Source organism: Mesoflavibacter profundi (assembly GCF_014764305.1).
GTDB classification, from domain to species: Bacteria; Bacteroidota; Bacteroidia; order Flavobacteriales; family Flavobacteriaceae; genus Mesoflavibacter; species Mesoflavibacter profundi.
Window position 1 is genome coordinate 1,370,781 of sequence record NZ_CP061703.1, and the last position, 26,160, is coordinate 1,396,940.

The following is a 26,160-nucleotide window of genomic DNA, read 5'->3' on the forward strand; positions in this document are numbered from 1 at the left end:
TGATGTTTAAGCTTGCACGTCGTTAGTATCTTCAGCAGGATCAATAATATCATTATCTTCTTCTTCTAAAGTTTCATCTTCAGATTTAATAATACTAGGAAAAATCATTGGTGCCAAACCTTTAACAGGTTTGTAAAGTATAGAATTTTCAATATTCTCTTCGTTAACAAAAGTAATCGTGTTATTCATTTTATCAAAAACAATAAGTAACACACTTAAAATCAATCCAATTTTTAAAGCACCAAAAACAGCACCCAAAAGTTTGTTTAAAATACCTAAAGAGGCAAAATCTGCTAATTTGGTAAGCGCCTTACCAGCCAAGCTAATTAGTAAAATAATAACCACAAACGTAATAGCAAACGCAGTAATATTAATGGTTTTTTCGTTCCATTCGGTTTTATTTTCTAAAAAATTAGCAACAAAATAACTAAAATGTATAGCACCATAAACACCGCCAACAAGTGCTATAATAGAAGCAAGTTCTACAAAAAGACCTTTAAACAAACCACGCACTAAGCCAAATAATAAAAGTGCGCCTAAAACAATATCTATAACCGCCATAAAGTTTACAATTTCAACAAATATAAACTAACTTTGCAACTTTAATAAAATTATGTCTAGAGACGAGCAGTTAAAACAAAGATGGGAAGAAGTAGTAAGTAAATTGTCCGCACAATTTGCAGACGGAGATACACTAGATTTAGACGCCATAATCTATCTAATAGGCGTACAAGAGTTGGGACAATTACACCGTAGATTTAAAAAAGACCACAAATTAGATTTAATGCACATAGCCATTTGCAAACTGTTAGAGCCATATGGTTATTATGAGTTTGATTTTGTGGATGAAGATGGTTGGCCACATTATAAAGTAAAAGAACAATTACCAGCATTAAAAGCAGGCGAGCAATCTATATTAATGAAAGAAGCCATAGTCAACTACTTTATAGAAACCAAGTACATAAAATAAATTATAGCGTTACCCTATCGGGTCAGGCTCTCGCAAGTCGCAATCAAAGATGTGCTCCAACAATTGCTCTATCCTTAACGCGCCAATCCGCCAACAAAAAGCTTGCACTAAGTAAGGTCTAAACCATAAAAAATAGTAAATTTGCCCATTATTAATGGAAGTCATGATAGATAAGATTAAAGAGCTTATTGCAGAAGCCGAAGCATTTAAAGCACAAACCAAAGAAGAAGTAGAAACGTTTCGTATAAAATACCTAGGTAAAAAAGGGTTACTAAACGAGTATTTCTCTGAGTTTAAAAATGTAGCAAACGACCAGAAAAAAGAATTTGGCCAAGCTATAAACAAGTTAAAGCAAACGGCACAAGATAAAGTTAATCAACTTAAAGAAGAGTTAGAAAATAACACGCAAGATGCAGGAGTAAGTGGTGATTTATCAAGACCAGGAGAGCCATTAATAATAGGATCACGTCATCCAATATCTATTGTAAAAAATCAAATAATAGATATTTTTTCAAATATAGGATTTAACGTAAGTGAAGGACCAGAAATAGAAGACGATTGGCATAACTTTACAGCCTTAAATCTTCCAGAATATCATCCAGCAAGAGATATGCAGGATACCTTTTTTATACAAACAAATCCAGACATATTATTACGTACGCATACCAGTTCTGTACAAGTACGTTACATGGAAAATAATCAACCGCCAATACGTACTATTTCACCAGGAAGAGTATACCGTAACGAAGCAATATCTGCAAGATCGCACTGTTTTTTTCATCAAATAGAAGGATTATATATAGATAAAGATGTAAGTTTTGCAGACTTAAAACAAACGCTTCAATACTTTACAACCGAGTTGTTTGGAAAATCAAAAATAAGACTACGTCCATCATACTTCCCATTTACAGAGCCAAGTGCTGAGATAGATGTATATTGGGGATTAGAAACCGAAACCGATTACAAAATCACTAAAGGAACAGGTTGGTTAGAAATAGGTGGTTGTGGTATGGTAGACCCAAACGTACTTAAAAACTGTAATATAGATGCAGAGGAATACTCAGGATTTGCTTTTGGTGTTGGTATAGATCGTATAGCTATGTTATTACACCAAATAGGAGATATAAGATTACTAAGCGAAAATGATGTTAGGTTTTTAAGTCAATTTAAATCTGCATTATAATCAATAAACTTAGTTTAAAAAGCCGGAATTGTCCGGCTTTTTTTATTTAACAACAATTTAACTTCGTTCGGTTCGGTTTTTCCCGAACTAAACTTAATTTTGTAAATCTAATTAAACACAATGACTTTAGATTTACTAAAACAAAAACACGATCTGGTAGAACGCTTAGGAATCGTTTTTGAACAAACAGATCAATTAGCTCCAGTTGCAGCTCGTATATTGTCATACATTATATTAACAGGAGATTCGGGAACTACTTTCGAAGAGTTAGTAGATAAGCTATGTGCAAGTAAAAGCACAATATCTACACACTTAAACCATTTATCAGATTTAAAAAAAATAAAATATTTTACTAAAACAGGCGACCGTAAAAAATATTTTATCAAAAATCCAGACACTATTTTTCAGCGAATAGATAGAATGGTCGAAGACTGGAAAATTCAAATTGAATTACATAAAGAGATAAAGCAATACAAAGAAAAAATGAATGAATTGGTTGTTACAAACCAAGAAGAAAAATTCAAGTTAGACTTTCATGACAGCTACCTTATTTATTTAAATGAAGCAATAAACTCACTAGAAAAATTAAGAATAAAAATTTTAGAAATAGAAAAAAAGTAACCATCAATTATATATGAAACGTATAAGCCAATTCCTAATCATAGTGCTAAGTATTACAACCATTATAAGTTGTAAAAATCAGGAGCAACAACAACCAACACAAAGTGCACCAGCAACATTTAGTGTAGCAACCTTACAAGAAAAAACCGTTACAGGTTATCAAGAATATCCAGTTAGAATAGAAGGAATAGTAAATAGTGATGTAAGAGCAAAAACATCTGGATATATACAACAGGTTTTAGTAGACGAAGGAGAAAAAGTAAAAAAAGGACAACCACTTTTTAAGCTAGAAACACAATCGTTATCACAAGATGCCAATGCTGCAAAAGCTAGTGTTAATGCAGCTCAGGTAGAAGTAGATAAATTAATTCCATTAGTAGAAAAAAATATTATTAGTAAAGTCCAATTAGAAACAGCAAAAGCTAATCTAGCCCAAGCTAAAGCTAATTACAACAGTATAAATGCTAATATTGGCTATGCTACAGTAAAAAGTCCTGTAGATGGTTATGTTGGTGCAATAAATTTAAGAGAAGGTTCTTTAGTAAGCCCAAGCGATGCTACAGCATTAACAACTGTTAGTGAGATAAGTCAAGTGTATGCCTTTTTTAGTTTAAATGAAGCACAATACATTAACTACCTTCAAAAAATGGAAGGTAAAAGTAAATCAGAACGAATAAAAAATTCTCCAGATGTAAGTTTAGTATTGGCTAACGGAGAGTTATACTCAGAGACAGGAAGAATACAAACAAGTACAGGTCAGATTAATCAAAATACGGGAACAATAAAAATTAGAGCCGCATTTAATAATCCAAATGAAATTCTTACTAACGGAAACAGTGGTAAAATAAGAATACCAACTACTTATCAAGATGCAATTGTTGTTCCGCAATCTGCTACTTTCGAACAACAAAAAGACGTACTTATTTACACGTTACAATCTGATAATAAAGTAAAATCTAATATAATAACAATTAAAGGAACAGTAGATAATCTTTATGTTGTTGAGTCAGGATTGCAAAAAGGCGATAAAATAATAACATCTGGTATAAGTAAGCTAAGAAACGGTACTGAAATTACACCAAAAGAAGTCTCTTTTGATAGTATCACAAAACCAATAACTCCTTTATTTAAATAAAAATTATGCTAAAAACATTTATAGAAAGACCTGTACTATCTACAGTTATTTCAATTATTATAGTCATTTTAGGAGTTCTAGGACTTACTAATTTGCCAATAGAACAGTATCCAGATATTGCGCCTCCAACAATTACAGTATCTGCAAATTATACAGGAGCAAGTGCAGAAACTATTATGGAATCTGTTGTTATTCCTATAGAAGAACAAATTAACGGTGTAGAAGGTATGACTTATATTACCTCTACAGCTTCTAACTCTGGAACAGCACAAATCACAGTTTATTTTGATCAAGAAACAGATCCAGATATTGCTGCTGTAAATGTACAAAACCGTGTTGCAAGAGCCAATCCTTTGTTACCACAAGTAGTGACGCAATCTGGAGTTTTAACTCAAAAGCAGCAAACTTCGGCATTAATGTTCATGTCGTTTTATTCAGAAAATGAAGACTACGATGCTACATTTCTTCAAAATTATTTAAAGATTAATGTTATCCCATCAATACAACGTGTAAATGGTGTAGGTAATGTTAATGTGTTTTCATCTCAAGATTACGCCATGCGTATTTGGCTAAAACCAGAAAAGTTAGCAGCGTATAATTTAAATCCTTCAGATATTACATCAGCTTTAAACGAGCAAAGTTTAGAAGCTTCTGCTGGATCTTTAGGGGAAAATAGTGGTGAGTCATTTTCATATACAATAACCTATAGTGGTAGATTTAAAACAGAACAACAGTACAGCGATATAATTATAAAAGCATTAGATAATGGTCAATATTTAAGGCTTAAAGATGTTGCAGATGTCGAACTAGATTCTCAATCCTACGCTTCTTTTGGGTCAACCAATGGATATCCTAGTGTTAATATGGGTATTTTTCAAACTGCTGGATCTAATGCTCAAGAAATAATTGAAACTATTAAATCTGAATTATCAAGGTTAGAAAAAGATTTTCCTGACGGAATTAAAGTGATAATTCCGTTTGATACTAATCAATTTTTAGAAGCTTCTATAGACAAGGTAGTAAGCACATTTATTGAAGCTTTTATCTTAGTATTTTTAGTTGTATTTATCTTTTTACAAGATTTTAGATCTACTTTAATTCCTGCTATAGCAGTACCTGTAGCAATTGTTGGTACCTTTTTCTTTTTAAATTTATTTGGCTATTCCATAAACCTGCTAACGCTGTTTGCATTAGTCTTAGCAATAGGTATTGTAGTTGACGATGCAATTGTTGTGGTAGAAGCTGTACACTCTAAAATGGATGAAGGCGAAACAAATGCTAAAAAGGCAACACTTAGTGCTATGCACGAAATATCTGGAGCCATTATTTCTATTACATTAGTTATGGCTGCAGTATTTATACCTGTAACTTTTGTTCAAGGTCCAACAGGTGTGTTTTACGAGCAATTTGGTGTGACATTAATTGTTGCTATATTAATTTCAGCCTTAAATGCATTAACGCTTAGTCCTGCATTATGTGCATTGTTTTTAAAATCTCATGACGATTCACATAAAAACAAAAATGTCGTACAACGTTTTTATTCTGCTTTTAATAAAGGATTTAATGCAACGACTGAACGTTATGGAAGAAGCTTACAGTTTTTATATAAAAACAAACTTGTTACTGTAGTCATACTACTTTTAGCAGGTGTTGGAATTTGGTGGTCTGCCACAACAACACCAACTGGATTTGTACCAAGTGAAGATAGAGGCGTTTTATTTATAGATGTACAATTAGCACCAGGAGCATCAATGGATAGAACAAAACAAATTACAGATTTAGTCTATAAAAATGCATCTCAAATTCCCGGAATAGATGGTGTAACAGTTGTAAATGGTAGAAGTTTAATTAATGGATCGGGTAGCAACTATGGATTTGGATTTATAAAATTAAAAGACTGGAGCGAACGTACTGCAGACGATCAAACTATAGATGCTATAACAGGTAAATTGTTTGGGATGGCAGCAGGAATACAAGATGCTAGAGTATTGTTTTTTGCGCCGCCAAGTATACCTGGATTTGGTTTGTCTTCTGGTTTTGAAGTTAATTTACTTGATAAATCTGGTGGTAGTGTAGAGCAATTAAATGAAGCAACTCAAAATTTTATTGGTAATTTAATGCAGCATCCAGAAATACAATATGGACAAACTTCTTTTAATACTAATTATCCACAATATCAATTAGATATTAATGTACCAGTAGCAAAAGATTTAGGCGTATCTGTAAGTAGTATTTTCTCTACTTTACAAGGGTATATTGGAGGAATTTACGCTGCAGATTTTGCAAGATTTGGTAAGCAATACCGTGTGTATGTACAATCACTTCCTGAAGATAGAACAGATGAAAACTCATTAAATCAATTATATATTAGAACAGGAAGTGGTGATATGGCACCAATAACACAGTTTGTTTCTTTAAAACGTGTTTATGGTCCGCAATCGGTAACTCGATTTAACTTATATAATTCGGCAAAAGTATCTGGAGCTTCAAATCCTGGTTTTAGTACAGGTGATGCATTAGCAATTGTAAATGCAGAAGCCTCAAAATTACCATCAAATTTTGAAGTTGCCTATTCTGGTTTATCTAGAGAAGAATCTAGCGCAGGTAATCAAACAACAATAATTTTTGGATTAAGTATACTCTTTGTCTTTTTCTTATTAGCAGCACAATACGAGAGTTACTTATTACCATTAGCAGTAATTTTATCTTTACCAGTAGGTATCTTTGGCGCATTTATTTCAACAAAATTATTTGGTTTAGAAAATAATATTTACTTCCAGATAGCCTTAGTTATGCTTGTAGGTTTACTCGCTAAAAACGCCATATTAATTGTAGAGTTTGCTTTACAAAGAAGAAAACAAGGCGAAGATCTAGTAGAAGCTGCAATACATGGTGCTAAAGCGCGTCTAAGACCAATTTTAATGACGTCTTTTGCTTTTATTTTAGGATTAATGCCACTTGTGTTAGCAAATGGTGTTGGAGCAGAAGGTAACAGATCTATTGGTACTGGTGCAGCAGGAGGAATGTTAATAGGAACACTTTTAGGTGTATTTGTAATTCCTATTCTATTCATCTTTTTTCAATGGTTACAAGAAAAATTTACTGGACAACCGCAAACTAACAATTTAGAAGATTAACAATTATGAAATCTAACATAACTCTAAAAAAAATAAGTAAACCAATATTACTTATTTTAATAGCCTTTACAATTCAAAGTTGTTTTGTAGCTAAAGACTATTCTAGACCAGAATTTGAAGAAACTAATAATCTATATCGTACCGATCAATTACCAGAAGATAGTTTGTCTTTAGCAGATATTTCTTGGAAACAACTTTTTACTGATCAGTATTTGCAACAATATATAGAAGAAGGTTTGCAAAATAATATAGATATTAGAATTGCAATACAACAAATAATTGCAGCAGAAGCTTATGTAAAACAAGGTAAAGCTGGGTTTTTACCTACCATTACTGGTAATGCATCTGCAACTAGAAGTTACTTGTCCGAAAACGGACAGCAAGGTGCAATTTTAAGCAGTTTAGGCACAGATCATATCGATCAATTTGAATTATCTGCAGCCTTATCTTGGGAAGCAGATATTTGGGGGAAAATTAGAAGTAATAAAAGAGCCTTCCAAGCATCTTACCTACAAAGTGTTGCAGCACATCAAGCTGTAAAAACACAATTAATAGCAAGTATTGCCTCTACATATTATCAATTAATTGCATTAGATGAACAATTAAAAGTCACTAGAGAAACTATTAAAACAAGAGAAAAAGGTGTAGAAACTATCCAAGCATTGAAGGAAGCTGGGCAAGAAAATCAAGTTGCAGTAGATCAAAACATTGCGCAGTATAACAATGCAAAAGCTTTAGAGGTAGATTTAGAAGTAGCTATTTTTCAAGCAGAAAATACATTAAGTTTACTTTTAGGTAAATCGCCACAGCATTTTGATAGAAATAGTCTAGACAATCAAACCATTGATAATGAATTAAAATTAGGTCTTCCAGCAACTATCTTAAGAAACAGACCAGATGTAATGGCTGCCGAGTTTGGATTAATTCAAACTTTTGAGCTTACAAATGTTGCTAAAAGTAACTTTTACCCATCATTAACATTATCTGCAACAAGCGGTTTACAAAGTTTAGATATCGATAAATTATTTAATACTAGCTCTTTATTTGCCAATCTAGTTGGTGGTATCGCACAACCAATTTTAAATGGTAGGCAAATTAAAACTCAGCATGAAGTAGCAAAAGCACAACAAGAACAAGCTTTGTTAACGTTTAAGCAAACTTTACTAAATGCAGGTAACGAAGTTTCTAATGCGCTTTATAGTTATCAAGCTGAGGTTAAAAAATATGAATTTGTTAATAATGAAGTTGAAGCTTTACGCAAAGCAGAAGCAAACTCGGACGAGCTACTTAAAAATGGTTTTGCAAACTATTTAGACTTATTAACAGCTAGACAAAGTGTATTAACTGCAGAGTTAAGTGTTATTGATAATAAATTACAACAATTACTAAGTGTTGTCACATTATATGAAGCTTTAGGTGGCGGATGGAAATAACAAGTTACCATGAAAAAGACTAATACATACAAAATTACATTAGAAGAAGTTGAATTAAAAGATGAGTCAAATCCAAGTGGTACTTTACAATTTGAGTTTGAAAATCATGATAATATTTTACAAATTTTAGACCGTATTCAGCAAAAAAATATTTTTGATGATGCTACAAATAAAGAGTTTGTTGTAGGCTTAAAACTTTTTAGTGAAGTAGTTATTAAAAATAGAAAACATCCTTTGTTTAATATTTTTTTACCACACTTTGGAGATTTTATGAAACAGCTAAAATCATATTAAAAACCATGATAAGCAAGCAAGAATTGTTGGAGCAATCGGTTGAAAAATTTGTAAAGTTTGGTAGTAGAAGCTTTACAATGGATGAGCTTGCATCTGAGTTAGGAATTTCTAAAAAAACCATTTATCATCATTTTAATAGTAAAGACCAATTAATTTTTGAGAGTGTAAAATTGCTTGTCGCTAATTACTCTAACTATGCTTCAGATATACAAAAGCACGAACAAGATCCAATTGTTTGTGTTGTTTTATTGTATAAAACAGCATTAATTCATCTTAAAAATTTTAAACCATCGTTTATTTTTGGACTTCAAAAATATTATCCAGATGCGTATATGTTATTTAATAAATTTAGACATGAGTTTGTATCTAAAACAGTGTATGATTTATTAAATACAGCAAAACAAAAAGGTATGATAAAAGATAACGTAAACCTAAAGTTATTTTGTGATTTGTATTTTAAACGCTTTGAAGAGATTGCTTTAAAAAACACAAATTTGATTGATAAGTATTCTCAAAAAGAAATTTTAAATCATTTTGTTGTGTACAGTTTAAGAGGTATATCTTCCAACGATTATACTAATAAATACTATTAAAAAAAGCCTTAGTAATTTAACTAAGGCTTTTTCACTTTAAAAACAATTACAATTAACACTATTGTAATAAATTGTAAACAAATTTAGGATAACCACGTTCTCCATTGTCGTTTGTTAATGCTAAGAATTTTAATTTATATAAATTTCCGTCTGTATCATTAACGATATAAAAAACATTGTCTTTTAAAGAAGGTAATGTACCTGGTCCACCACCATTTCTCCAACTGCTTCCAATACTTCTTCTATCTGCATTAGAAAATAAAGTAGCATCTACATCTGCTAAAGTAAAATTGTCATAAGATAATTCTGTTTCTACTTCTGTATCTATCATATAAACTGTAGCGTCTTCTAAGGTGTTATTTACTACATAGTCTGAGTAACCATAAGATCCATATCCTGGTATTTCGTTAGTAAAAACCGTAAAGTTTAAATCCCATTCTGTTTTTTCTGGTTCTATGTTTACAGTCGAGTTAGAGTTAAAACTAAAGAAGCTAAAGTTATAACTTGCATCTTTAGATATTGTTACTTCTTGATGTGTTGTATCATCTAAATCTGCATATTGTAATATGTAATTAGATCCATCTTGTAATACTCTTACTTTTTTCCATCCTCTTGCATCTCCAGAAATTTCAACACTTCCTGTACTTGCTGTAGCTGTACCAACTTCATTTCCTAAGTTTACTAAATACACATGGTTATTAGCATCTGTTGCAGAAATTTCAGCGAAAGCTGTACCAGATAAATCACCATTAGGTGCATCTACAAAAACAGTATTATTAGCATCAAAAGTACCAACAGCAACTTGAGGCTGTAAATCTTGCACTTCTTGATCACTAGAGCTAACAGCATCTATATCTGTAGCAGTTAACTGTCCTGCAGCCATGTAAATAGATCCATTTATTACTACTTTAAAGTCTGATCCTGAGTAAAAACCTAAGTCCCAAGAATCACGTTGTACACTAGTCATTGTGTTTGTACTTAAGTCTACGTACACTTGATTTTGTTGATTTGGTCCACCAACAGTTGGCGCTACTTCTGCACCTTCAATTACAACTTCAATAGGTTCTGACGGTAAGTTGTTGTCATCATCACTACTACAATTTGTTAGGGCTAAAGCACCTAAACAAAGTATTAAGGTTAAAAATTTGTTTTTCATTTTGTATTAAAAATTTAAATTATATAATAGTTTTAGGTAATAAGATCTTCCGTAGCCTAACAATAATCCAGAATTATTAGAACTGTGTATACCAGATGTGCTTGCGCCATCAATAGCTACTGTTGTGACATCTAAAAGGTTTCTGGCACCTAATGTGACATCTATTTTTTTATCCAAGAATGTTTTTTTAATGGATGCATCCATCCATGTAAATGCATTGGTTGTATATTTTTTAAATAACGTGTTTCCTTCATTATCACTACCATCGCCAATGTAATTTTGCTGTTTACCATTATGTTTTAATAAAAGGGTAAAAGCTGTATTCCATTTATTTATAAAGTAGGTTGCGCTTGTGTTAAGTTGTAAGGCATATAAAAAGTCATTTTTGGCATTGGCTTCGTTATTCATTATTCTAGAAATACCTTGATAAGTTGCTCCTAAATTAAAAGCCCAATTGTCCTTTTTTATGCTATTTTCTAAGGAACAACCTATTAATTTATAGCCATCTATATTTATGTATTGGTATTGTAATGGTAGTGTGTTTACTACTGCTAATTCGATTCTGTCTTTTAGATCTATATAGCTAAATTTTAGGTTGTTAGACATTGAAATGTCATTAAACCAACTGCGTTTTTTTAGATTTAAAAATGAAGAAAAGCCGCGTTCTGGTTTTAAATTTTGATTACCTCTAACATCATGATTAGAGTCTACAAAATAATAATACAGTTCTTCAAAATTAGGAGTACGATATGAAGAACCTATACTACCTCTTAACTCATAACCTTTATTAAATAAATATCTAGCGTGTAAAGATCCTAGTAGTTGCGATTTAAACATCGAGTTGTATTCGTATCTTACACCTGGTCTTATTAGTAATTTGTCAATTACATTAATTTCTGAAGACACAAAAACAGCGTTATTGTTTTGCTTCATTTCTTTATCTTGTTGTGTAACATCACCGGAAGCTTGTGTGTCAAAACCTTTAATAAATCTGGTTTCGTAACCTAATTGATAATTAAATTTATCGCTTTTAGTTAGGTTGTTAATAGTTCCTTTAGAGAAAAATACATTACTGGATTGGTAGGTTTGATCTGTTTCGTTAGATTTTTCTTTGGTAATAATGTAGTAGTTAAATTCGTTTAAATCTCTTTCTTGTTTTTGGTAAGAAAATGTGGCATTGTAAACAGCACCAGATTTTAATTTTCCATCAACTATTAAGTTATTAATGTATCTATTTGTAGTAAATATTCTATCTGTAGAAGATGGGTTACTGGTTTGAGCTTGTACATTTATGTTTGGTCTAACGGTTGCATCATAATATCTTAAATCTTCATTAAAATATTCAAACTTATAGAAGGCTTTAAAATTATCTGTGTTGTAATTTAAAATTGCTTTACCATTTAATTGTGTTTTAGGTAGCCAATCGTAACCTCTTAATCCATCGTCTGTATAGTGATTTTGTCCTTTTCTTCCATTATAAAACCCAGCAAAATCATTTCTGTTAAGGTTAATTTTTGCTGTCCATTTATCATTAAAATTATGTCCTATACTTAACGCTTGTATATGTCTACCTTTATCAAACCATTCGTACTCATCCCTTACAGTTTCTTCTTGAACAAAAGCTTGTATTTGCCAATCGTTTTCTAATGTTTTCTTGGTGATAATATTAATAACTCCAGATACTGAGTTTGCGCCATTTTCTACACCCATTGCTCCTTCAACAATTTCAATACGTTCTATATCGTCAAGGTTTATTTGGGTTAAATCAATATTATTACCAAAACCGTTATCGTTAACTATTTGAACATTATCAAGCATTACTATAAAGTACTGCGCATCTAAACCAAAAAATTCTACTTTAGATTGTCCTGTTTGCGAGCTTGGTATAATATTTAAGTTTAAATTAAAATTTAAAACATCAGCAAGGTTATTTGCTGCTTGCTTCTCTATTTTTTCTCTATCTATAACAATTACGTTGTGAACCGATTTTTTTATAGACTGCGGATTATATTGACCAGTCACTATAACTTCTTCTAACTGTTCAATTTTTGTCGTATCACTTACTTTTTCTTGAGCAAAAAGAAGCGAAGCTGAAAAAAATGAAAAATAAAGCGTTAAAAGTTTTTTATTTAGAATCATTCTTGATTAAATTTGTCGCAAATATAAACGTTATTTTAATTCAGTCTAAATAAGAACAATATTTTTTTAAAAAAATTTAAATTCATCAAAAATGAAACACTATCTAGTAATTACTTTATTTTTCTTAGTAGCATTTAACGCTACTGCACAATCTAAAAAAGAGCAAGATCAAGCAGCTATAAAAAAAATGTGCGGATGTTACGAAGTAACCTTTAACTTTGCCGAGACCTTTAATTATAGCTCGGATTCGTTATATAAACCATCAGAAACTAAAGTAGACAAAGGTTTGGAATGGGCACAATTAGTAGAAGATGCTGATAATAAGATATCTATACAGCATTTACTGCAAGTTGGTAATCCAGCTAGTCCACATATTGTAAAACATTGGCGTCAAGATTGGTTATTCCAAAACAAAGATTTTTATATGTTTGATGGTGATAATAAATGGAATTTTGTGACAAAAACAGAAGATGAAGTTGAAGGTCAATGGACACAAAAGGTATATCAAGTAGATGATAGTCCACGTTACGAAGGTAGTGCAACTTGGGTACATGTAGACGGTAAAAGCTATTGGGAAAACACAACAACAGCGCCATTACCAAGACGCGAATACACTAAACGTAGTGATTATAATGTAACCTTAAGAGGTAACAGACACGAAATAACAGAATACGGTTGGTTGCATGATCAAGATAACGCTAAAGTTATTAGAGCCGAAGGTAAAGACGATGTAACATTAGCTAAAGAAAAAGGGTATAACACCTATGTAAAAGTAGACGATAGTCGTTGTCAAGCAGCACAAGATTGGTGGAAAGCGCACCAAGATAAATGGTCTACAGTACGAGCAAAATGGGATGAAGTTTATGGAAGACATAAAAACTTACAATTAGAAGAAAAAGTAGATAATAAATTACTATATAAATATTTATTTGACGACGAAAATTATAATACAGCAAAACAAATAAATCCAGTAATAGATAGTTTTATAAAAGAATAAACAAATGAAACACATATTTACAACACTAATACTTTTTATTAATCTTAGTGTAATTGCACAAAATAACAAGTTATTAGATAGAAACTTTTGGTCAAATACAACTTCTGTAGAAGCAGTTAAAATTGCAGTAGAAGAAGGACATGATCCAACACAATTAAATCCAAATAGTTTTGATCCAATGGTGTATGCTATATTACAAGATGCACCTATAGAAACTTTACAATACTTACAATCTATAAAAGGTAACGATGTTAATAAACTAACTCATGATGGTCGTACATACATTTTTTGGGCTGCTTACAAAGGTAATGACCAATACATGCAAGAATTAATAAATAAAGGTGCAAAGACCGATATTTTAGACGATCATGGATTAACCGTTTTAAACTTTGCAGCTAATGCAGGTCAAACTAACACTAAAGTATATGATTTATGTTTAGCTAATGGCGCAAACTTATTAAAAGATGTAAATCATAGTGGTGCAAATGCTTTATTATTAGCAGCGCCAAGTGACAAAGATTTTAAATTAATAGATTACTTTACTTCTAAAGGATTAGATTTAAATTCTAAAGACCATAATGGTAACGGAATTTATAATTACGTTGCTAGAACAGGTAATTTAGAGTTGTTACAAAAGCTTACTAATAAAGGTGTAAAAGGTAACGATCAAGCATTTATTTTTGCTAGTCAAGGTACAAGAGGTAAAACCAACGGAATACACGTTTATAAGTTTTTAGAAAACAATGGTTTAAACCCAAAAGTAAAAACCAAAGAAGGCGTAACACCATTGCATAATGCTGCAGCACGTACTAAAGATATTGAAGTTATCAATTATTTATTAGCCAATGGTAACGATGTAAATGCTGTAGATAAAGATGGTAACACACCGTTTTTAAATGCAGTATCAAGAAATAATATAGAAGTGATTGCATCTTTATTACAACACGTAAAAGATATTAATCACAAAAATAAAAAGGGACAAACAGCATTAGTATTAGCTACAAGTTATAATGATGTAGATGTTGTAAAATTATTAACTTCTAAAGGTGCAAAGGTTAATGTAGAAGATAATAATGGCAATAATCTTAATTATTATCTAATTGAAGCTTTTAATGCTAAAAACCCTAAATTATTTTCAGAAAAATTAAGCTTTTTAAAATCTAAAGGTTTAGATATTTCTAAAAAACAAAAGGATGGAAGTACTCTACTACACCTTGCAGTAAACAATCAAAATTTAGACTTAATTAAGCAAGTAGTTAACTTAAAAGTTGCAGATATTAATGCAAAAAATAACGACGGAAATACAGCTTTACTTCTTGCAGCAATGAAAGCTAAAAACGATGTTATACTTAAGTATTTGTTAAGTATTGGTGCAGATAAATCTGCAACAACTACTTTTGGAGAAACCGCTTACGATTTAGCTTTAGAAAACGAAATTTTAAATGAAAATAAAGTTGATTTAAACTTTATTAAATAGAAAATAAAAACAATGAAATCATTAAAAATAACACTAAGCATAACATTATTATCTGCTTTACTTTGGTCGTTTACAACAATAACGACTACAAAGTATAAATGTATGATACAGATGACTAATTATACTGGCGAAGGCGCATATGTTGTTGTGTCTTTAATTAATCCAAATGGTGATTATGACCAAACATTATATGTACAAGGTGATGATGAAGAATGGTACTACGATATCACACAATGGTGGAAATTCCAAGGTAAAGTTAGAGCAGATATAGATGCAATTACAGGAGCAACTATTGCTGGTGGAGAACGCGCAATTAACGTTTTAGATATTGACGATTCTAAAATAAACAAAGGTTATAAATTAAGATTTGAAACTGCTGTAGAAGATCAAGAATATTACACAAAAGATATAGAGTTTGACTTAACAACAGAAAACTTAAAGGCAAAACACGACGGTAAAGGTTTTATTCGTTATGTACGTTTAATGCCTAACTAATCTTTAAATATATGACCATTTCTATCTGGAGATATAGTCATTTAGCATTAGCTATTACAGCGTCTGTTTTTATTTTATTAGCGTCTGTTACAGGTATAATTTTAGCATTTCAGCCTATTTCAGAACAACTTCAACCTTATAAAGTAGAAGATTTAAAAACAATTAGTCTAGACCAAACAGTTAATACCTTTAAACAAACATATCCAGAAATTTTACAAATAGAAGTAGATGCAAACCAGTTTGTATCTGCTTCTGTTATTACTAAAGATGGCAAAAATCTAGACGGTTATTTTAATCCTAAAACAGCTAATTATTTAGGTGAAAACATTCAGCCATCAAAGTTTTTTCAATTTACAACTAACTTACATCGGTCTTTATTTTTAAAAAGCACTGGTCGGTTTTTAGTTGCTTTAGGCTCTTTTTTATTGCTTTTAATAGCAATTACCGGTTTTATTTTGGTCGTTAAAAGACAAAGCGGAATTAAACACTTTTTTGCCAAAATTGTAAAAGAAAATCCGTCACAATATTGGCATATCGTACTTGGTCGTTGGTCACTTTTGCCAATAATTATTATTACTATAACAGGTGTGTACTTATCGCTGCTTAAGTTTGATGTAATTACCGATCAAGCGATTAAACACGATGTAGATTTTGAAGCGTTAGAGGCATCTTCAACAGAAAAATCGGCTTCAATATTTGATACAATTACTTTAGATCAAGTTAAGCATTTAGAGTTTCCTTTTTCTGAGTTTGTCGAGGATTACTACACATTAAAGCTTAAAGATAAAGAGCTGCTAATACATCAATATTCTGGTGAAATTTTAAGCGAACAAAACACATCTTTAACGTCTTATTTTTCAATACTAAGTTTAAATCTACATACAGGAAAAGGCAGTATTATTTGGTCTTTAATTTTGCTAATTGCGACCATAAACATCTTGTATTTTATGTATTCTGGGTTTGATATGACTTTAAGACGAAAGAAAAATACTGTAATCCCAAAAAATAAATACACCAAAGATCAAGCAAAATTTATCATTCTTGTAGGATCAGAAACAGGAAGTACTTACAGATTTGCTTCGGCATTATTTAACAGTTTGATAAATGCAAAACAAAGTGTTTTTATTTCCGATTTAAACAGTTATTCAACTTACAAAAAAGCCGAACATTTAATTGTTTTTACAGCAACGTATGGCGATGGTGAAGCGCCAATAAACGCTAATAAATTTTTAGATACGTTTAAAAATACGCCACAAAACCAAAGCCTAAAATTTAGTGTTGTTGGATTTGGGTCTTTACAGTATAAGGCATATTGCCAGTTTGCAGAAGATGTAAATAATGCACTAAATAACAGTCAATATTTCACCCAATTTTTACCAATAAAAACAATTAATAATCAGTCTTTAGATGCGTTTAAAAATTGGTGTATAGCGTTTAATTTACAATCGCAATTAGACATAGAATTACCTAAAGTAAAACAATTACAAACACCAAAAAATCTTCAAGATTTTAAAGTAGTTTCAAAATCTGAAATTAACCAGGATCATACTTTTGTGTTGACTTTACAAACTAAAAACACACACAAAATACAATCTGGTGATTTGTTATCTGTGTTTCCTAAAGAAGATCAAATAGAGCGATTATACTCTTTAGGAAAATTTGAAGATAAACTGGTTTTAAGTGTCAAAAAACATCAGTTTGGCGTTTGTTCAAATTATTTTAGTCAGTTAAAAGAAGGTGAAGTTATCAAAGCACGAATTAATAAAAATCCATCGTTTTACCTTCCAAAACACACAACACATGCTGTTTTTATCGCAAATGGTACAGGAATTGGACCTTTTTTGGGTATGATTAATCAAAATTCAAACATTAAAAAGCATTTGTTTTGGGGCACGCGTACGCAAACTTCAGTTAATATTTATGATGCTTATTTAAATGAAGCAAAACACAAGCAGTTACTAAGCACATGTAATATAGCGTATTCTAAAGAAGGGAATAAAACGTATGTTCAAGATGTTATAGCACAAAAAGACAACATTATAGCTTCTGTATTAGAGCAAAAAGGTGTTGTAATGATTTGTGGTTCGGTTGCAATGCAAACTTGTGTTTTAGACCAATTAGATACGATTTGCCAAAACAATTTAAGTAACAACGTAAGTTACTTTATAGATAACGGTCAAATAAAGATGGATTGTTACTAACATAAAACTTAAAATTATGTGTAATAACGTAAAATCAATATCAAAAACATCTCAAGGCGAATTGTCTTTGTGTAAAAACTGCAAGCATTTTCACTTAGAATTTAATAATATATATTTTGAATTTACTGTTAACGAGTTTAAACAATTTAAACAGTATATTTTAAATTTAGAGCCCGATTTTTGGGAATGTAAGTACGCAAGTGCAGGAATTACAAAAAAAATACCAATACCTACCTTACAAGATAACTTAGTGCTAATGTTTAATAGACAAGAAGTTAATCAACTTAAAACATTAGTAAAACAGCCAGTAATTAATGTTTATGATAAGTTAATTACTGTAGATGATGTAGATTATACTTTAATATTAAATTAATTTAATAGTATTTTTGTAGTCTTAAAAAGTTAAGATGAAAAAAGACATATTTATTCCAAAAGTAGAAGGCGTTTACATTGCTATAGTTAATGAGTATAATGATGTGTACAAAACTCAAGATTGGAATGCTTATATTATTAACGATAAAGACGTAGATTTAGATACAGTAATAATTGTTACTAGTGGTTATTCTGATAGTAAGACAACATCTGTTTTTAGAAAAAAAATAGATAAACTACCTAAGAAAAGCTACGCCAAAATAGAGTTAATTCAAGAAGAACTTTTTACACTTAACAATCAATTTAAAGTCACGTTTTTTGAAGGTAATACCATGTATGACAAAACATATACCTTTAGAAAAAACACTATAAATTTAAACGCATTACAACCTGTACCGTTAATGAAGGTTAGAGGTGTAGTTGTTAAATAAGCCTTGAAAACTCAAGGCTTATTTAGTTTACTTTTTAATTAATTGATTTATGGTATTGGTTCATTTGTGACCAACTTCTACTTCGCCATCTATTAGCCTATTAATATCTATATTAAACAGATTAAAATCTATAGTAGTACTGTTAGGATTTTTAAAAGTTAAAAATACATCTGTAATTTGTTCAGACGATTTACTTTTTCGTTGTTTACGTACATCTAAAACAGCGCTATCACAAGTAGTTAAATCTACAATATTGTAAGCTGAATTATTAGTAATTAACGCTACTTTTTTAGCTGTATCTAACCCAAAAGTTAAATGATTAAAAACATCTATTTTGTTTATAGTTAGTTGTTTTTCTTCAGCAATAGATTTAAAAAGCTTAGTTTTTTGTTGTGTTTTTTTCTTTTTAGACATGTATAATAAAAAGAAAGGAATACCGCAGCAAAGGGTAATAACAACACCTATTATAGTATTTGTTGTATCCATTTTGTTTAAAATTAAAAATTGTAAAATGTAGGTTATTAAAACCTTCTTAATGATTTATTTTTTAAACAAAACCTTATAAATGCGTATGAAAAGGATATGCAATATCAGACTTATTAAAACAAAGCAAAATTGCATTTAGATTGTAAAACTTGATCAAACAAGTTGTCGTAAAATAAGCAGTTAAAGCGTCTAGATTACCGTATAAATTATCTTTAAAATTAGATGGGTAATTAGAAATGTCTACATCTAAAAAGTTAATTACTATAGGATCTGTAGTATTAGCAACGGTTAAATACTTAACAGGCGCAGTAACAGTATCTTGTTTAGAAGACACAAAAGCAGTTTGGTCACTAAAACGATGTGTTTTAGTAGCCGCAAAGCTAATGGTAACGCTTAAAATTAATAAAAGATGTAAATACTTTTTCACGATGTAAAAGTAGACTTTACAACTAATTAATTGTGTAATAAAACGTTAATTTTAATCTAATTTATCGGTAAGTTTTTTAAATACTTTTTTAGGATCTTTACCTTCATAAAGTATAGAATATACAGCGTTTATAATTGGTAAACGTGTTTTTTTCTTATTGTTTTGGTTAAGTAATTTAGCACTTTTTGTAGCGTAATAACCTTCTGCAACCATATTCATTTCCATTTGTGCAGATTTTACTGTGTAACCTTTACCAATCATGTTTCCAAACATTCGGTTTCTAGAAAATGTAGAATATCCTGTAACCAGTAAATCACCTAAGTAAGCAGAGTTGTTAATGTTACGTTTCATTTTATGCATTTTTTTAATAAAACGTTTCATTTCGCGAATAGCGTTACTCATTAACACACTTTGGAAGTTGTCACCATAACCTAATCCATGAGCAATACCAGCAGCAATTGCATAAATATTTTTAAGCATCACAGCATATTCGGTACCAATAATATCGTCGCTAGTTTTTGTTTTTATATAATCGCTAGATAAAGCATCTGCAATTGTTTGCGCCTTTTTTTGGTCTGCACAAGAAATGGTTAAGTAAGATAAACGCTCTAAAGCAACTTCTTCAGCATGACAAGGACCAGCAATTACGCCAATATTTTCAAAAGGAATATTATAAATATCATGAAAATGTTCTCCAACTAATAAACCGCTTTCTGGTATAATTCCCTTTACTGCAGAAACTACAGTTTTGTTAGTAATATCTACTTTTAATTTATCTAATTCGGCATGAATAAATGCAGACGGAATCACAAAAATTAATACATCTGCATAGTTAGCAATCTCATTAATATCATTACTTAATTTTAATTGCTCCAAATGAAATTCTACCGAACTTAAATAACTTGGATTATGTTGTTCTTTTATTAGATGTTCTTTTGTATAAACACTACGCATGTACCAACCAACTTCATCAAGGTTTTCGCAAAGCATTTTTACAATTGCAGTAGCCCAACTACCAGAACCAAAAACAGCGTATTTTAAAGATTGACTCATAATATTATAAAATTCAATATCAAAAATACATAAAAATAAAGACTTCAATTAGTGCTGTAAATCAGTTAATTTACATTTTTGGCACAGCTTTTGAAACCTAAAAACTATCAATCCTTTAAAACGACAGATTATGAAGACGATAAAACTACTTTCAGGTTTTGCTTTAATTGCATTATTATTTACTTCTTGTTACACAGAAGTAGTTGTAGACGATTATGCTTACAACGATTATCAAGAACCAATGTCTGTAAATCAGCTACTAAACTCTTACGATCTTTGGTATGTAGATATAAACGAAACCATTGGTTATGGCGAATCACCTTTTTTACAAATGGCATTTACAATTTCTTTTAGAAACGGAAATCTTTTTGCAAATAACAACTTAGTAGGAATAGGAAGCCAAGGTAATGGTTATGGTATACAAATAGGCTATTACAATGCGTACGATATGATTTTAGATATAGATCATGATATAGATGGTTATGATAGTTTTGATGTGTATCAATTAGATTATAATACTATAGAATTATACAATCCATTTAATGATACTTCATATATTTTACACGGTTACCAACGTGCAAACTTTGATTACGATTATGTGTTTTATGATAATATTCAATACTTTTTACAAGAATACGAAGCTTGGGAAAAAACATACACAAGTAATTACGGAGCGTTAAACGAATTTGATAATGAAAACTTCCTTCAGTTTTTATCTGGCGGAAACGATAACAGCTTTAGAAGTTCTCAAGATCCAGAAGGAACAAATCCAAACAATTTATATTGGGATTATTCAGGATTATACGGTGTAAATGATGTTTCTGGTAACATGTACCTAAAAACATTAACACTAGATTATGATTATTTTGACAATGAATTTTTTGAACTAAGCGTTATTAATGATCAACGTGTAGAATTATATCATCCAAGTTCTGGTACAGTATACGAATTTACAGGAAGAGGTTACATACAATATTTAAAAGTTGGACAAGACATAAATAAAAATAAAACTTCTGCACACAAGAAGCGTGTACAACGTACTAAGAAAAAAGAAAATACAAGAGAGAACACAAGAGCTTAATTTTTGAGAATTTAGTTAATTAGTTAGTTAGAAAAACCGTTTAAAAAATTACTTTTAAACGGTTTTTTTTACAATTTAACCATACAGTTAAACTAATTAGTAGTAGATAAAATTAATTACTACCTTTTTGCTAACTTTACAATAACAATATTAACAATTAAAACAAATAACAATTATGGGATTATTTTCATTTATTAAAAATGCAGGAGCAAAAGTTTTTGGAATAGGAAAAACAGATGCAGAAGAAGCAGCAGAAGCAAAAGCTGCCGAATTAAAGATGGAAGAAATGGCTGCCAAAAAATTAGAAGAAACGGTAAGCGATTTAGACTTAGAAGTTACTAATTTAAATATACTAATAGACGATGATGCTGCAACTATTACAGGAGAAGCTAAAGATCAAGCAACAAAAGAAAAAGTAGTTTTATTAGTAGGAAATAGCGACGGTATTGCAACAGTAGATGATCAAATGACAGTTGCAGAAGCAGAAGTTGTAGAGCCAGAAGCTCAATTTCATACAGTAGTTAGTGGTGATACATTAGGTAAAATTGCAAAGCACTATTATGGTAATGCAATGAAATATCCAGAAATTTTTGAAGCTAACAAACCAATGCTTACAGATCCAGACAAGATTTATCCTGGACAAGTATTACGTATTCCTGCGTTAGATTAAACCAATAAATATAAAATTAAACCCAATTTGTTAATTCAAATTGGGTTTTTTTGTAAGAAAACCTTTTTAACTGTTAAAATAAAATGCATTATAACGAATAAATTATGTTTTATATCGATAATTAGATAATTTAATTCGATATAAACCTACTTAATTTTTTTATTATGAAAAATGTATCCCTTTATGCATTTGCATTTTTAACTTTCTTTTTAACAGTAAGTTGCGACAAAGATCAACCAATTAGTACTAATGCTGAGTTTAATAATACAGATCCAAATTTTAGGATAAGTACAGCAGATGTAAGTTTGCAAAGAGCATCTTACGATGAGCCTTGCATGGTAACAAATCTAATTGCAGGCCAACATCATATTGCAGGAACAGTATCTGTAGATTTAGATGGAGATGATTTAGTGATCACCTATACTACAAATGAAAATTGGTCCATACAAGCAACACATTTAAGCATTGGTAATTGTGAAGATAAAAGTATACCAACAACAGGATCTGGTAATCCTAAAGTTGGACATTTTGAGCATTCTACAACACATAACCCAGATGTAAATACAGTATCTTATTATTTAGATGCGTCTGTATTGCAAGAAAACTATTGTTTTGCTGCACATGCAGAAGTAAATGGACCAACTGGTGGAGAAACAGCTTGGGCAGAAGGTACAGATTTTGCGGGCAATAATTGGGCTATGTTTGTAGAAGCTTATTTATCCGATTGTAACGTAGATGATGCTCCTGTTGAAAAATAAGAATTAAAAAAGCCAACATTTAAGTTGGCTTTTTTTTATAATAAATATCTAGTTTTAACTTTCAAATGTAGTGTTTAAGCTAATATCTACACTACTTAAAGCTTTGCTTACAGGACAACCTTTTTTAGCACCTTCGGCAAGTTCTTTAAATTTTGCTTCGTCCATACCATCTACTTTTCCAGTAAGGTCTAATTGTATATGGGTAAAGGCAAAACCGCCATCTTGTTGCTCTACAGTAATTGTAGCATCTACGTCTAATTTGTTAGCTTCAAAACCTGCTTCTTGTATGGCAAAACTAAGTGCCATAGCAAAACAACCAGCATGTGCAGCTGCAATTAGTTCTTCTGGGTTTGTTCCAGCTTTACCGTCTTCGTTTTCAAAACGAGCTTTAAAATTATAAGGTGTATTGTCTAAAACGCCACTTGGTCCATTTAAAATACCTTTACCGTCTTTACCTGTACCTTGCCAAATGGCTGTTGCTTTTCTCTTCATAAAATAATTTAATTTTTGGTTTACTATAAAATTAAAGCTTTTACTAAAGAAATAGGGTTAAGGAAATTGTAAATGTTTTGGGAAGTTTTGATTAACGTATTTGTTTACGTTTTTTTGCGGAAAAAGTACGCAAGTCATTTTCCGATGTTTCGGAAAGATAATTAATAAGATTGAATTTCCGGTGAGGAAATTCAGCAGCAATGGAATATAACAGTTGTTATGTAAAGTTTTTTATATTTCAAGTTTTATTTTATGTATTCTATCATTTTTTCCAAAAGGTTTCCCATTAATAATTGGGATTTTAAGAACTATTTTGTCGTCAATTTTTAAAATGAGAGTGATTTCGTTCACTTTCTCTTTATCCCTAATTTCATTAAGTGACAAAATATTAAATACTGTTTCATAATCCTCTTCAATTTTATAATCTTTTTTGCTATTAGAAATTATATCTAATTCTGAATTAAACCAATCATGTTTTTTATTACCAAAGGTTTTAATTATGAATTTATCGGAATTATCATATGCAAAGGTCAAAGTTCCACTATAGAAATCAGAGTTTTTCTCTTTTTGGTCAATTTCATAACCAACATAAAAGTCAATATTAGAATTCGGTATCAAACTTGAAATGATTTTCAAATTTGATTTTACAATGGACTTATTACTATAATCATAAAATTCATAAGTGTCTTTTTCTAAACAACAACCAAATTGATATGTCTTATAAATTTTATTATCTAACTCGATTTGATGGCATTCTTTTTCAATATTATAGAGAACATTATTTGGCTTATCAAAATGACTTAATTCTATTTTTATATTCTTTTTGGTTCCTTCGCTTTGGATAGATCCTTTAGTTTCAGTAATATATTTCGCAATAAAAACACCATTAGTATCATCAAGAGAAATATGTTTTATGCTATAAGTTGTTTCTTTAGTAAAGTAGTTGCCAAAAAAAACTGAATCATGTGGAATTACTTTAAAGTAAGAGGTTCCTTCATCATATTTTTCTTTGTTAGTCCAAAATGTATCTTTCGTTTTCTTTTTCTCTAATTCCTTTTGGTATTGTTGAATGGAATCTATTAATGTTACATTATTCTTCTCTAACGTTGAAATTCTTTTGTTCAGTTCATTAAGCTTTGAATTATTACAAGAAGTATTAATTAAGGCAATTAATAAAATTAATATGACTTTCATTTTGTTCAAATTGTACCTAATGTAATGATAAAGCGAGTTTCCAATTTGTATTATCGGTTGTTAAACGAAATTAGCTGTAAAATTTGACAAAATCAAATGGATTTATTACCTATAAAAATTCATTTGATCTAGATATTCCCAAACGTGTTCAGGTAATAATGGTTTTACGTTTTTACCTTCTTTTATTGCTTTTCTAACCATAGTAGAAGATAACTCTATAATTGGCGCATCTACACGTGTTATTTTTGGGTGATTGTTAAATTGTGTATCTACTTTACCTTCACTAATTCTTGGGTAAACATAAATGGAGTGATACTCTAAAATGGTTTGGTAGTTTTTCCATTTATGGAAGCTTTTTAAATTATCCTCGCCCATAATTAAGGCAAAATCGTGATTAGGATATTTTTCGGTTAAATGGACTAAGGTATTAACAGTGTAGTTGGGTTGTGGTAAGTTAAACTCGATATCGCTTTCTTTTAAGGTATCGTATTCTTTTGTAGCCAAATAGACCATTTCTAAACGCTGGTAATTGTCTAAAAGCGTGCTTTTGTTTTTAAACGGATTATGTGGCGTTACGACAAACCAGATTTGGTCTAAATCGCTATTTTCTACCAATTGGTTGGCTATAATTAAATGCCCAATGTGTATTGGGTTAAAAGATCCAAAGTATAAGCCTATTTTCATGATTTTGATGTTCTCGATACAATTTTTTTTTACTTCGGCTACACTTAGTAACCATTCAAAAAATCACTCGAACTGACGTTTGTTAACTATTGTTTTACAAATGCACCAACTAAATTTTCTGCTTCTGTTAATGCTTTTTCTAGATTATCATTTTCTATAATAACATCAAAAAGCGGAGCTGTTGCAAGTTCTGCACTTGCTTTAGCGATACGCATATTTATCTTGTCTTCGCTTTCTGTTTTACGTTTTTTAAGTCGTATTTTAAGCTCGTCTATACTTGGTGGTTTTACAAAAACAGCAAGTGTTTGCTCTGGGAATTTTCTTTTAATACGCAATCCGCCAGATACATCTATATCAAAAATAACGTTTTTACCTAATGCCCAAAGACGCTCGACTTCACTTTTTAAAGTACCGTAAAAATTATCGCGGTAAACTTCTTCCCATTCTAAAAAATCGTCGTCTTTTATATGTTGTTTAAAGTCTTTTAATGATAAAAAGTAGTAGTCTTTACCATGCTCTTCTGTACCACGTTTTTCTCTGGAAGTTGCAGAAATTGAGAAGGCTAAATTTAAATTATCGTCTTTAAGTAAATGTCTTACAATGGTTGTTTTTCCTGATCCAGAAGGTGCAGAAAATACTATTAATTTACCTTGTTTTGTGTTGTCTTTAGTCAAGTCTTTT

Annotated in this window: 27 protein-coding genes; 17 read left to right on the plus strand and 10 right to left on the minus strand. The window is 30.5% G+C overall.

Annotation, left to right across the window (positions count from 1 at the left end; translation table 11 throughout):
* Positions 1–6 precede the first annotated feature (6 nt).
* Positions 7–561 carry a CvpA family protein gene (locus tag IFB02_RS06260; RefSeq protein ID WP_106687574.1) on the minus strand — a complete coding sequence of 185 codons (555 nt, stop codon included), beginning with the start codon at positions 559–561 and terminating at the stop codon, positions 7–9.
* 52 nt (positions 562–613) lie between these two features.
* Here IFB02_RS06260 and IFB02_RS06265 point away from each other — a divergent pair, with 52 nt between their 5' ends.
* From IFB02_RS06265 to IFB02_RS06300, 8 genes are all read left to right on the plus strand, one after another.
* Positions 614–970, plus strand: a complete 357-nt coding sequence (locus IFB02_RS06265; RefSeq protein ID WP_106687573.1) for a hypothetical protein — start codon at positions 614–616, stop codon at positions 968–970.
* 163 nt (positions 971–1,133) lie between these two features.
* Complete coding sequence (gene pheS, locus IFB02_RS06270) at positions 1,134–2,153, plus strand: phenylalanine--tRNA ligase subunit alpha (protein WP_106687572.1); 1,020 nt, start codon at positions 1,134–1,136, stop codon at positions 2,151–2,153.
* A gap of 120 nt (positions 2,154–2,273) precedes the next feature.
* Positions 2,274–2,774, plus strand: a complete 501-nt coding sequence (locus IFB02_RS06275) for a GbsR/MarR family transcriptional regulator (protein WP_106687571.1) — start codon at positions 2,274–2,276, stop codon at positions 2,772–2,774.
* A 13-nt stretch (positions 2,775–2,787) separates the two neighbouring features.
* Positions 2,788–3,909: an efflux RND transporter periplasmic adaptor subunit gene (locus IFB02_RS06280; RefSeq protein WP_106687570.1), complete on the plus strand. Its 1,122-nt coding sequence runs from the start codon at positions 2,788–2,790 to the stop codon at positions 3,907–3,909.
* Positions 3,910–3,914: 5 nt separating this feature from the next.
* Positions 3,915–7,046 carry an efflux RND transporter permease subunit gene (locus tag IFB02_RS06285; protein ID WP_106687569.1) on the plus strand — a complete coding sequence of 1,044 codons (3,132 nt, stop codon included), beginning with the start codon at positions 3,915–3,917 and terminating at the stop codon, positions 7,044–7,046.
* Between the two features lie 5 nt (positions 7,047–7,051).
* Positions 7,052–8,479 carry an efflux transporter outer membrane subunit gene (locus IFB02_RS06290; RefSeq protein ID WP_106687568.1) on the plus strand — a complete coding sequence of 476 codons (1,428 nt, stop codon included), beginning with the start codon at positions 7,052–7,054 and terminating at the stop codon, positions 8,477–8,479.
* Between the two features lie 9 nt (positions 8,480–8,488).
* Positions 8,489–8,773, plus strand: a complete 285-nt coding sequence (locus tag IFB02_RS06295; protein WP_106687567.1) for a DUF3861 domain-containing protein — start codon at positions 8,489–8,491, stop codon at positions 8,771–8,773.
* A 5-nt stretch (positions 8,774–8,778) separates the two neighbouring features.
* Complete coding sequence (locus tag IFB02_RS06300; protein ID WP_106687566.1) at positions 8,779–9,366, plus strand: TetR/AcrR family transcriptional regulator; 588 nt, start codon at positions 8,779–8,781, stop codon at positions 9,364–9,366.
* A 58-nt stretch (positions 9,367–9,424) separates the two neighbouring features.
* Here the strand turns inward: IFB02_RS06300 and IFB02_RS06305 are convergent, their stop codons facing one another.
* Together IFB02_RS06305 and IFB02_RS06310 are read right to left on the minus strand one after the other, a co-directional pair.
* The gene (locus IFB02_RS06305; RefSeq protein ID WP_106687565.1) at positions 9,425–10,522 is read right to left on the minus strand and encodes an HmuY family protein; all 1,098 of its coding nucleotides are present in this window, start codon (positions 10,520–10,522) and stop codon (positions 9,425–9,427) included.
* A 6-nt stretch (positions 10,523–10,528) separates the two neighbouring features.
* Entirely contained in the window at positions 10,529–12,661 is a 2,133-nt protein-coding gene (locus IFB02_RS06310) for a TonB-dependent receptor plug domain-containing protein (RefSeq protein WP_106687564.1), read from the minus strand.
* A 91-nt stretch (positions 12,662–12,752) separates the two neighbouring features.
* Here IFB02_RS06310 and IFB02_RS06315 point away from each other — a divergent pair, with 91 nt between their 5' ends.
* The 6 genes from IFB02_RS06315 to IFB02_RS06340 are packed head-to-tail and all read left to right on the plus strand — an operon-like array spanning position 12,753 to position 18,634.
* On the plus strand, positions 12,753–13,658 hold the full coding sequence (locus IFB02_RS06315) for a DUF6607 family protein (protein WP_106687563.1): 906 nt from the start codon (positions 12,753–12,755) through the stop codon (positions 13,656–13,658).
* 4 nt (positions 13,659–13,662) lie between these two features.
* On the plus strand, positions 13,663–15,135 hold the full coding sequence (locus tag IFB02_RS06320; RefSeq protein WP_106687562.1) for an ankyrin repeat domain-containing protein: 1,473 nt from the start codon (positions 13,663–13,665) through the stop codon (positions 15,133–15,135).
* Positions 15,136–15,147: 12 nt separating this feature from the next.
* On the plus strand, positions 15,148–15,630 hold the full coding sequence (locus IFB02_RS06325) for a DUF2271 domain-containing protein (protein WP_106687561.1): 483 nt from the start codon (positions 15,148–15,150) through the stop codon (positions 15,628–15,630).
* An 11-nt stretch (positions 15,631–15,641) separates the two neighbouring features.
* Positions 15,642–17,831 (plus strand): PepSY domain-containing protein, encoded by a 2,190-nt coding sequence (locus IFB02_RS06330; protein WP_106687560.1) that lies wholly within the window; start codon positions 15,642–15,644, stop codon positions 17,829–17,831.
* Positions 17,832–17,847: 16 nt separating this feature from the next.
* Entirely contained in the window at positions 17,848–18,204 is a 357-nt protein-coding gene (locus tag IFB02_RS06335; protein WP_106687559.1) for a DUF6686 family protein, read from the plus strand.
* A 34-nt stretch (positions 18,205–18,238) separates the two neighbouring features.
* Entirely contained in the window at positions 18,239–18,634 is a 396-nt protein-coding gene (locus IFB02_RS06340) for a hypothetical protein (protein ID WP_106687558.1), read from the plus strand.
* Between the two features lie 60 nt (positions 18,635–18,694).
* Here IFB02_RS06340 and IFB02_RS06345 read toward each other — a convergent pair whose 3' ends face one another.
* The 3 genes from IFB02_RS06345 to IFB02_RS06355 form a co-directional block, all read right to left on the minus strand.
* Positions 18,695–19,120, minus strand: a complete 426-nt coding sequence (locus IFB02_RS06345; RefSeq protein WP_146131250.1) for a hypothetical protein — start codon at positions 19,118–19,120, stop codon at positions 18,695–18,697.
* Positions 19,121–19,193: 73 nt separating this feature from the next.
* A complete protein-coding gene (locus tag IFB02_RS06350) occupies positions 19,194–19,547 on the minus strand; it encodes a hypothetical protein (RefSeq protein WP_106687556.1) in 354 nt (117 codons plus the stop codon).
* A 51-nt stretch (positions 19,548–19,598) separates the two neighbouring features.
* Positions 19,599–20,600, minus strand: a complete 1,002-nt coding sequence (locus IFB02_RS06355; RefSeq protein WP_106687555.1) for an NAD(P)H-dependent glycerol-3-phosphate dehydrogenase — start codon at positions 20,598–20,600, stop codon at positions 19,599–19,601.
* 130 nt (positions 20,601–20,730) lie between these two features.
* Here IFB02_RS06355 and IFB02_RS06360 point away from each other — a divergent pair, with 130 nt between their 5' ends.
* From IFB02_RS06360 to IFB02_RS06370, 3 genes are all read left to right on the plus strand, one after another.
* Complete coding sequence (locus IFB02_RS06360) at positions 20,731–21,681, plus strand: nicotinic acid mononucleotide adenyltransferase (protein WP_106687554.1); 951 nt, start codon at positions 20,731–20,733, stop codon at positions 21,679–21,681.
* Between the two features lie 175 nt (positions 21,682–21,856).
* Entirely contained in the window at positions 21,857–22,351 is a 495-nt protein-coding gene (gene lysM, locus IFB02_RS06365; protein ID WP_106687553.1) for a peptidoglycan-binding protein LysM, read from the plus strand.
* A 164-nt stretch (positions 22,352–22,515) separates the two neighbouring features.
* Positions 22,516–23,109, plus strand: a complete 594-nt coding sequence (locus IFB02_RS06370; protein ID WP_106687552.1) for a hypothetical protein — start codon at positions 22,516–22,518, stop codon at positions 23,107–23,109.
* Positions 23,110–23,163: 54 nt separating this feature from the next.
* On the opposite strand, the gene IFB02_RS06375 is transcribed toward IFB02_RS06370, so the two are convergent.
* The 4 genes from IFB02_RS06375 to gmk form a co-directional block, all read right to left on the minus strand.
* Entirely contained in the window at positions 23,164–23,601 is a 438-nt protein-coding gene (locus tag IFB02_RS06375; protein WP_106687551.1) for an OsmC family protein, read from the minus strand.
* A gap of 231 nt (positions 23,602–23,832) precedes the next feature.
* Complete coding sequence (locus IFB02_RS06380) at positions 23,833–24,795, minus strand: hypothetical protein (protein WP_106687550.1); 963 nt, start codon at positions 24,793–24,795, stop codon at positions 23,833–23,835.
* A 105-nt stretch (positions 24,796–24,900) separates the two neighbouring features.
* The gene (gene nadD / locus IFB02_RS06385; protein WP_106687549.1) at positions 24,901–25,479 is read right to left on the minus strand and encodes a nicotinate (nicotinamide) nucleotide adenylyltransferase; all 579 of its coding nucleotides are present in this window, start codon (positions 25,477–25,479) and stop codon (positions 24,901–24,903) included.
* An 86-nt stretch (positions 25,480–25,565) separates the two neighbouring features.
* On the minus strand, positions 25,566–26,153 hold the full coding sequence (gene gmk / locus IFB02_RS06390; RefSeq protein ID WP_106687548.1) for a guanylate kinase: 588 nt from the start codon (positions 26,151–26,153) through the stop codon (positions 25,566–25,568).
* Positions 26,154–26,160: the final 7 nt, after the last annotated feature.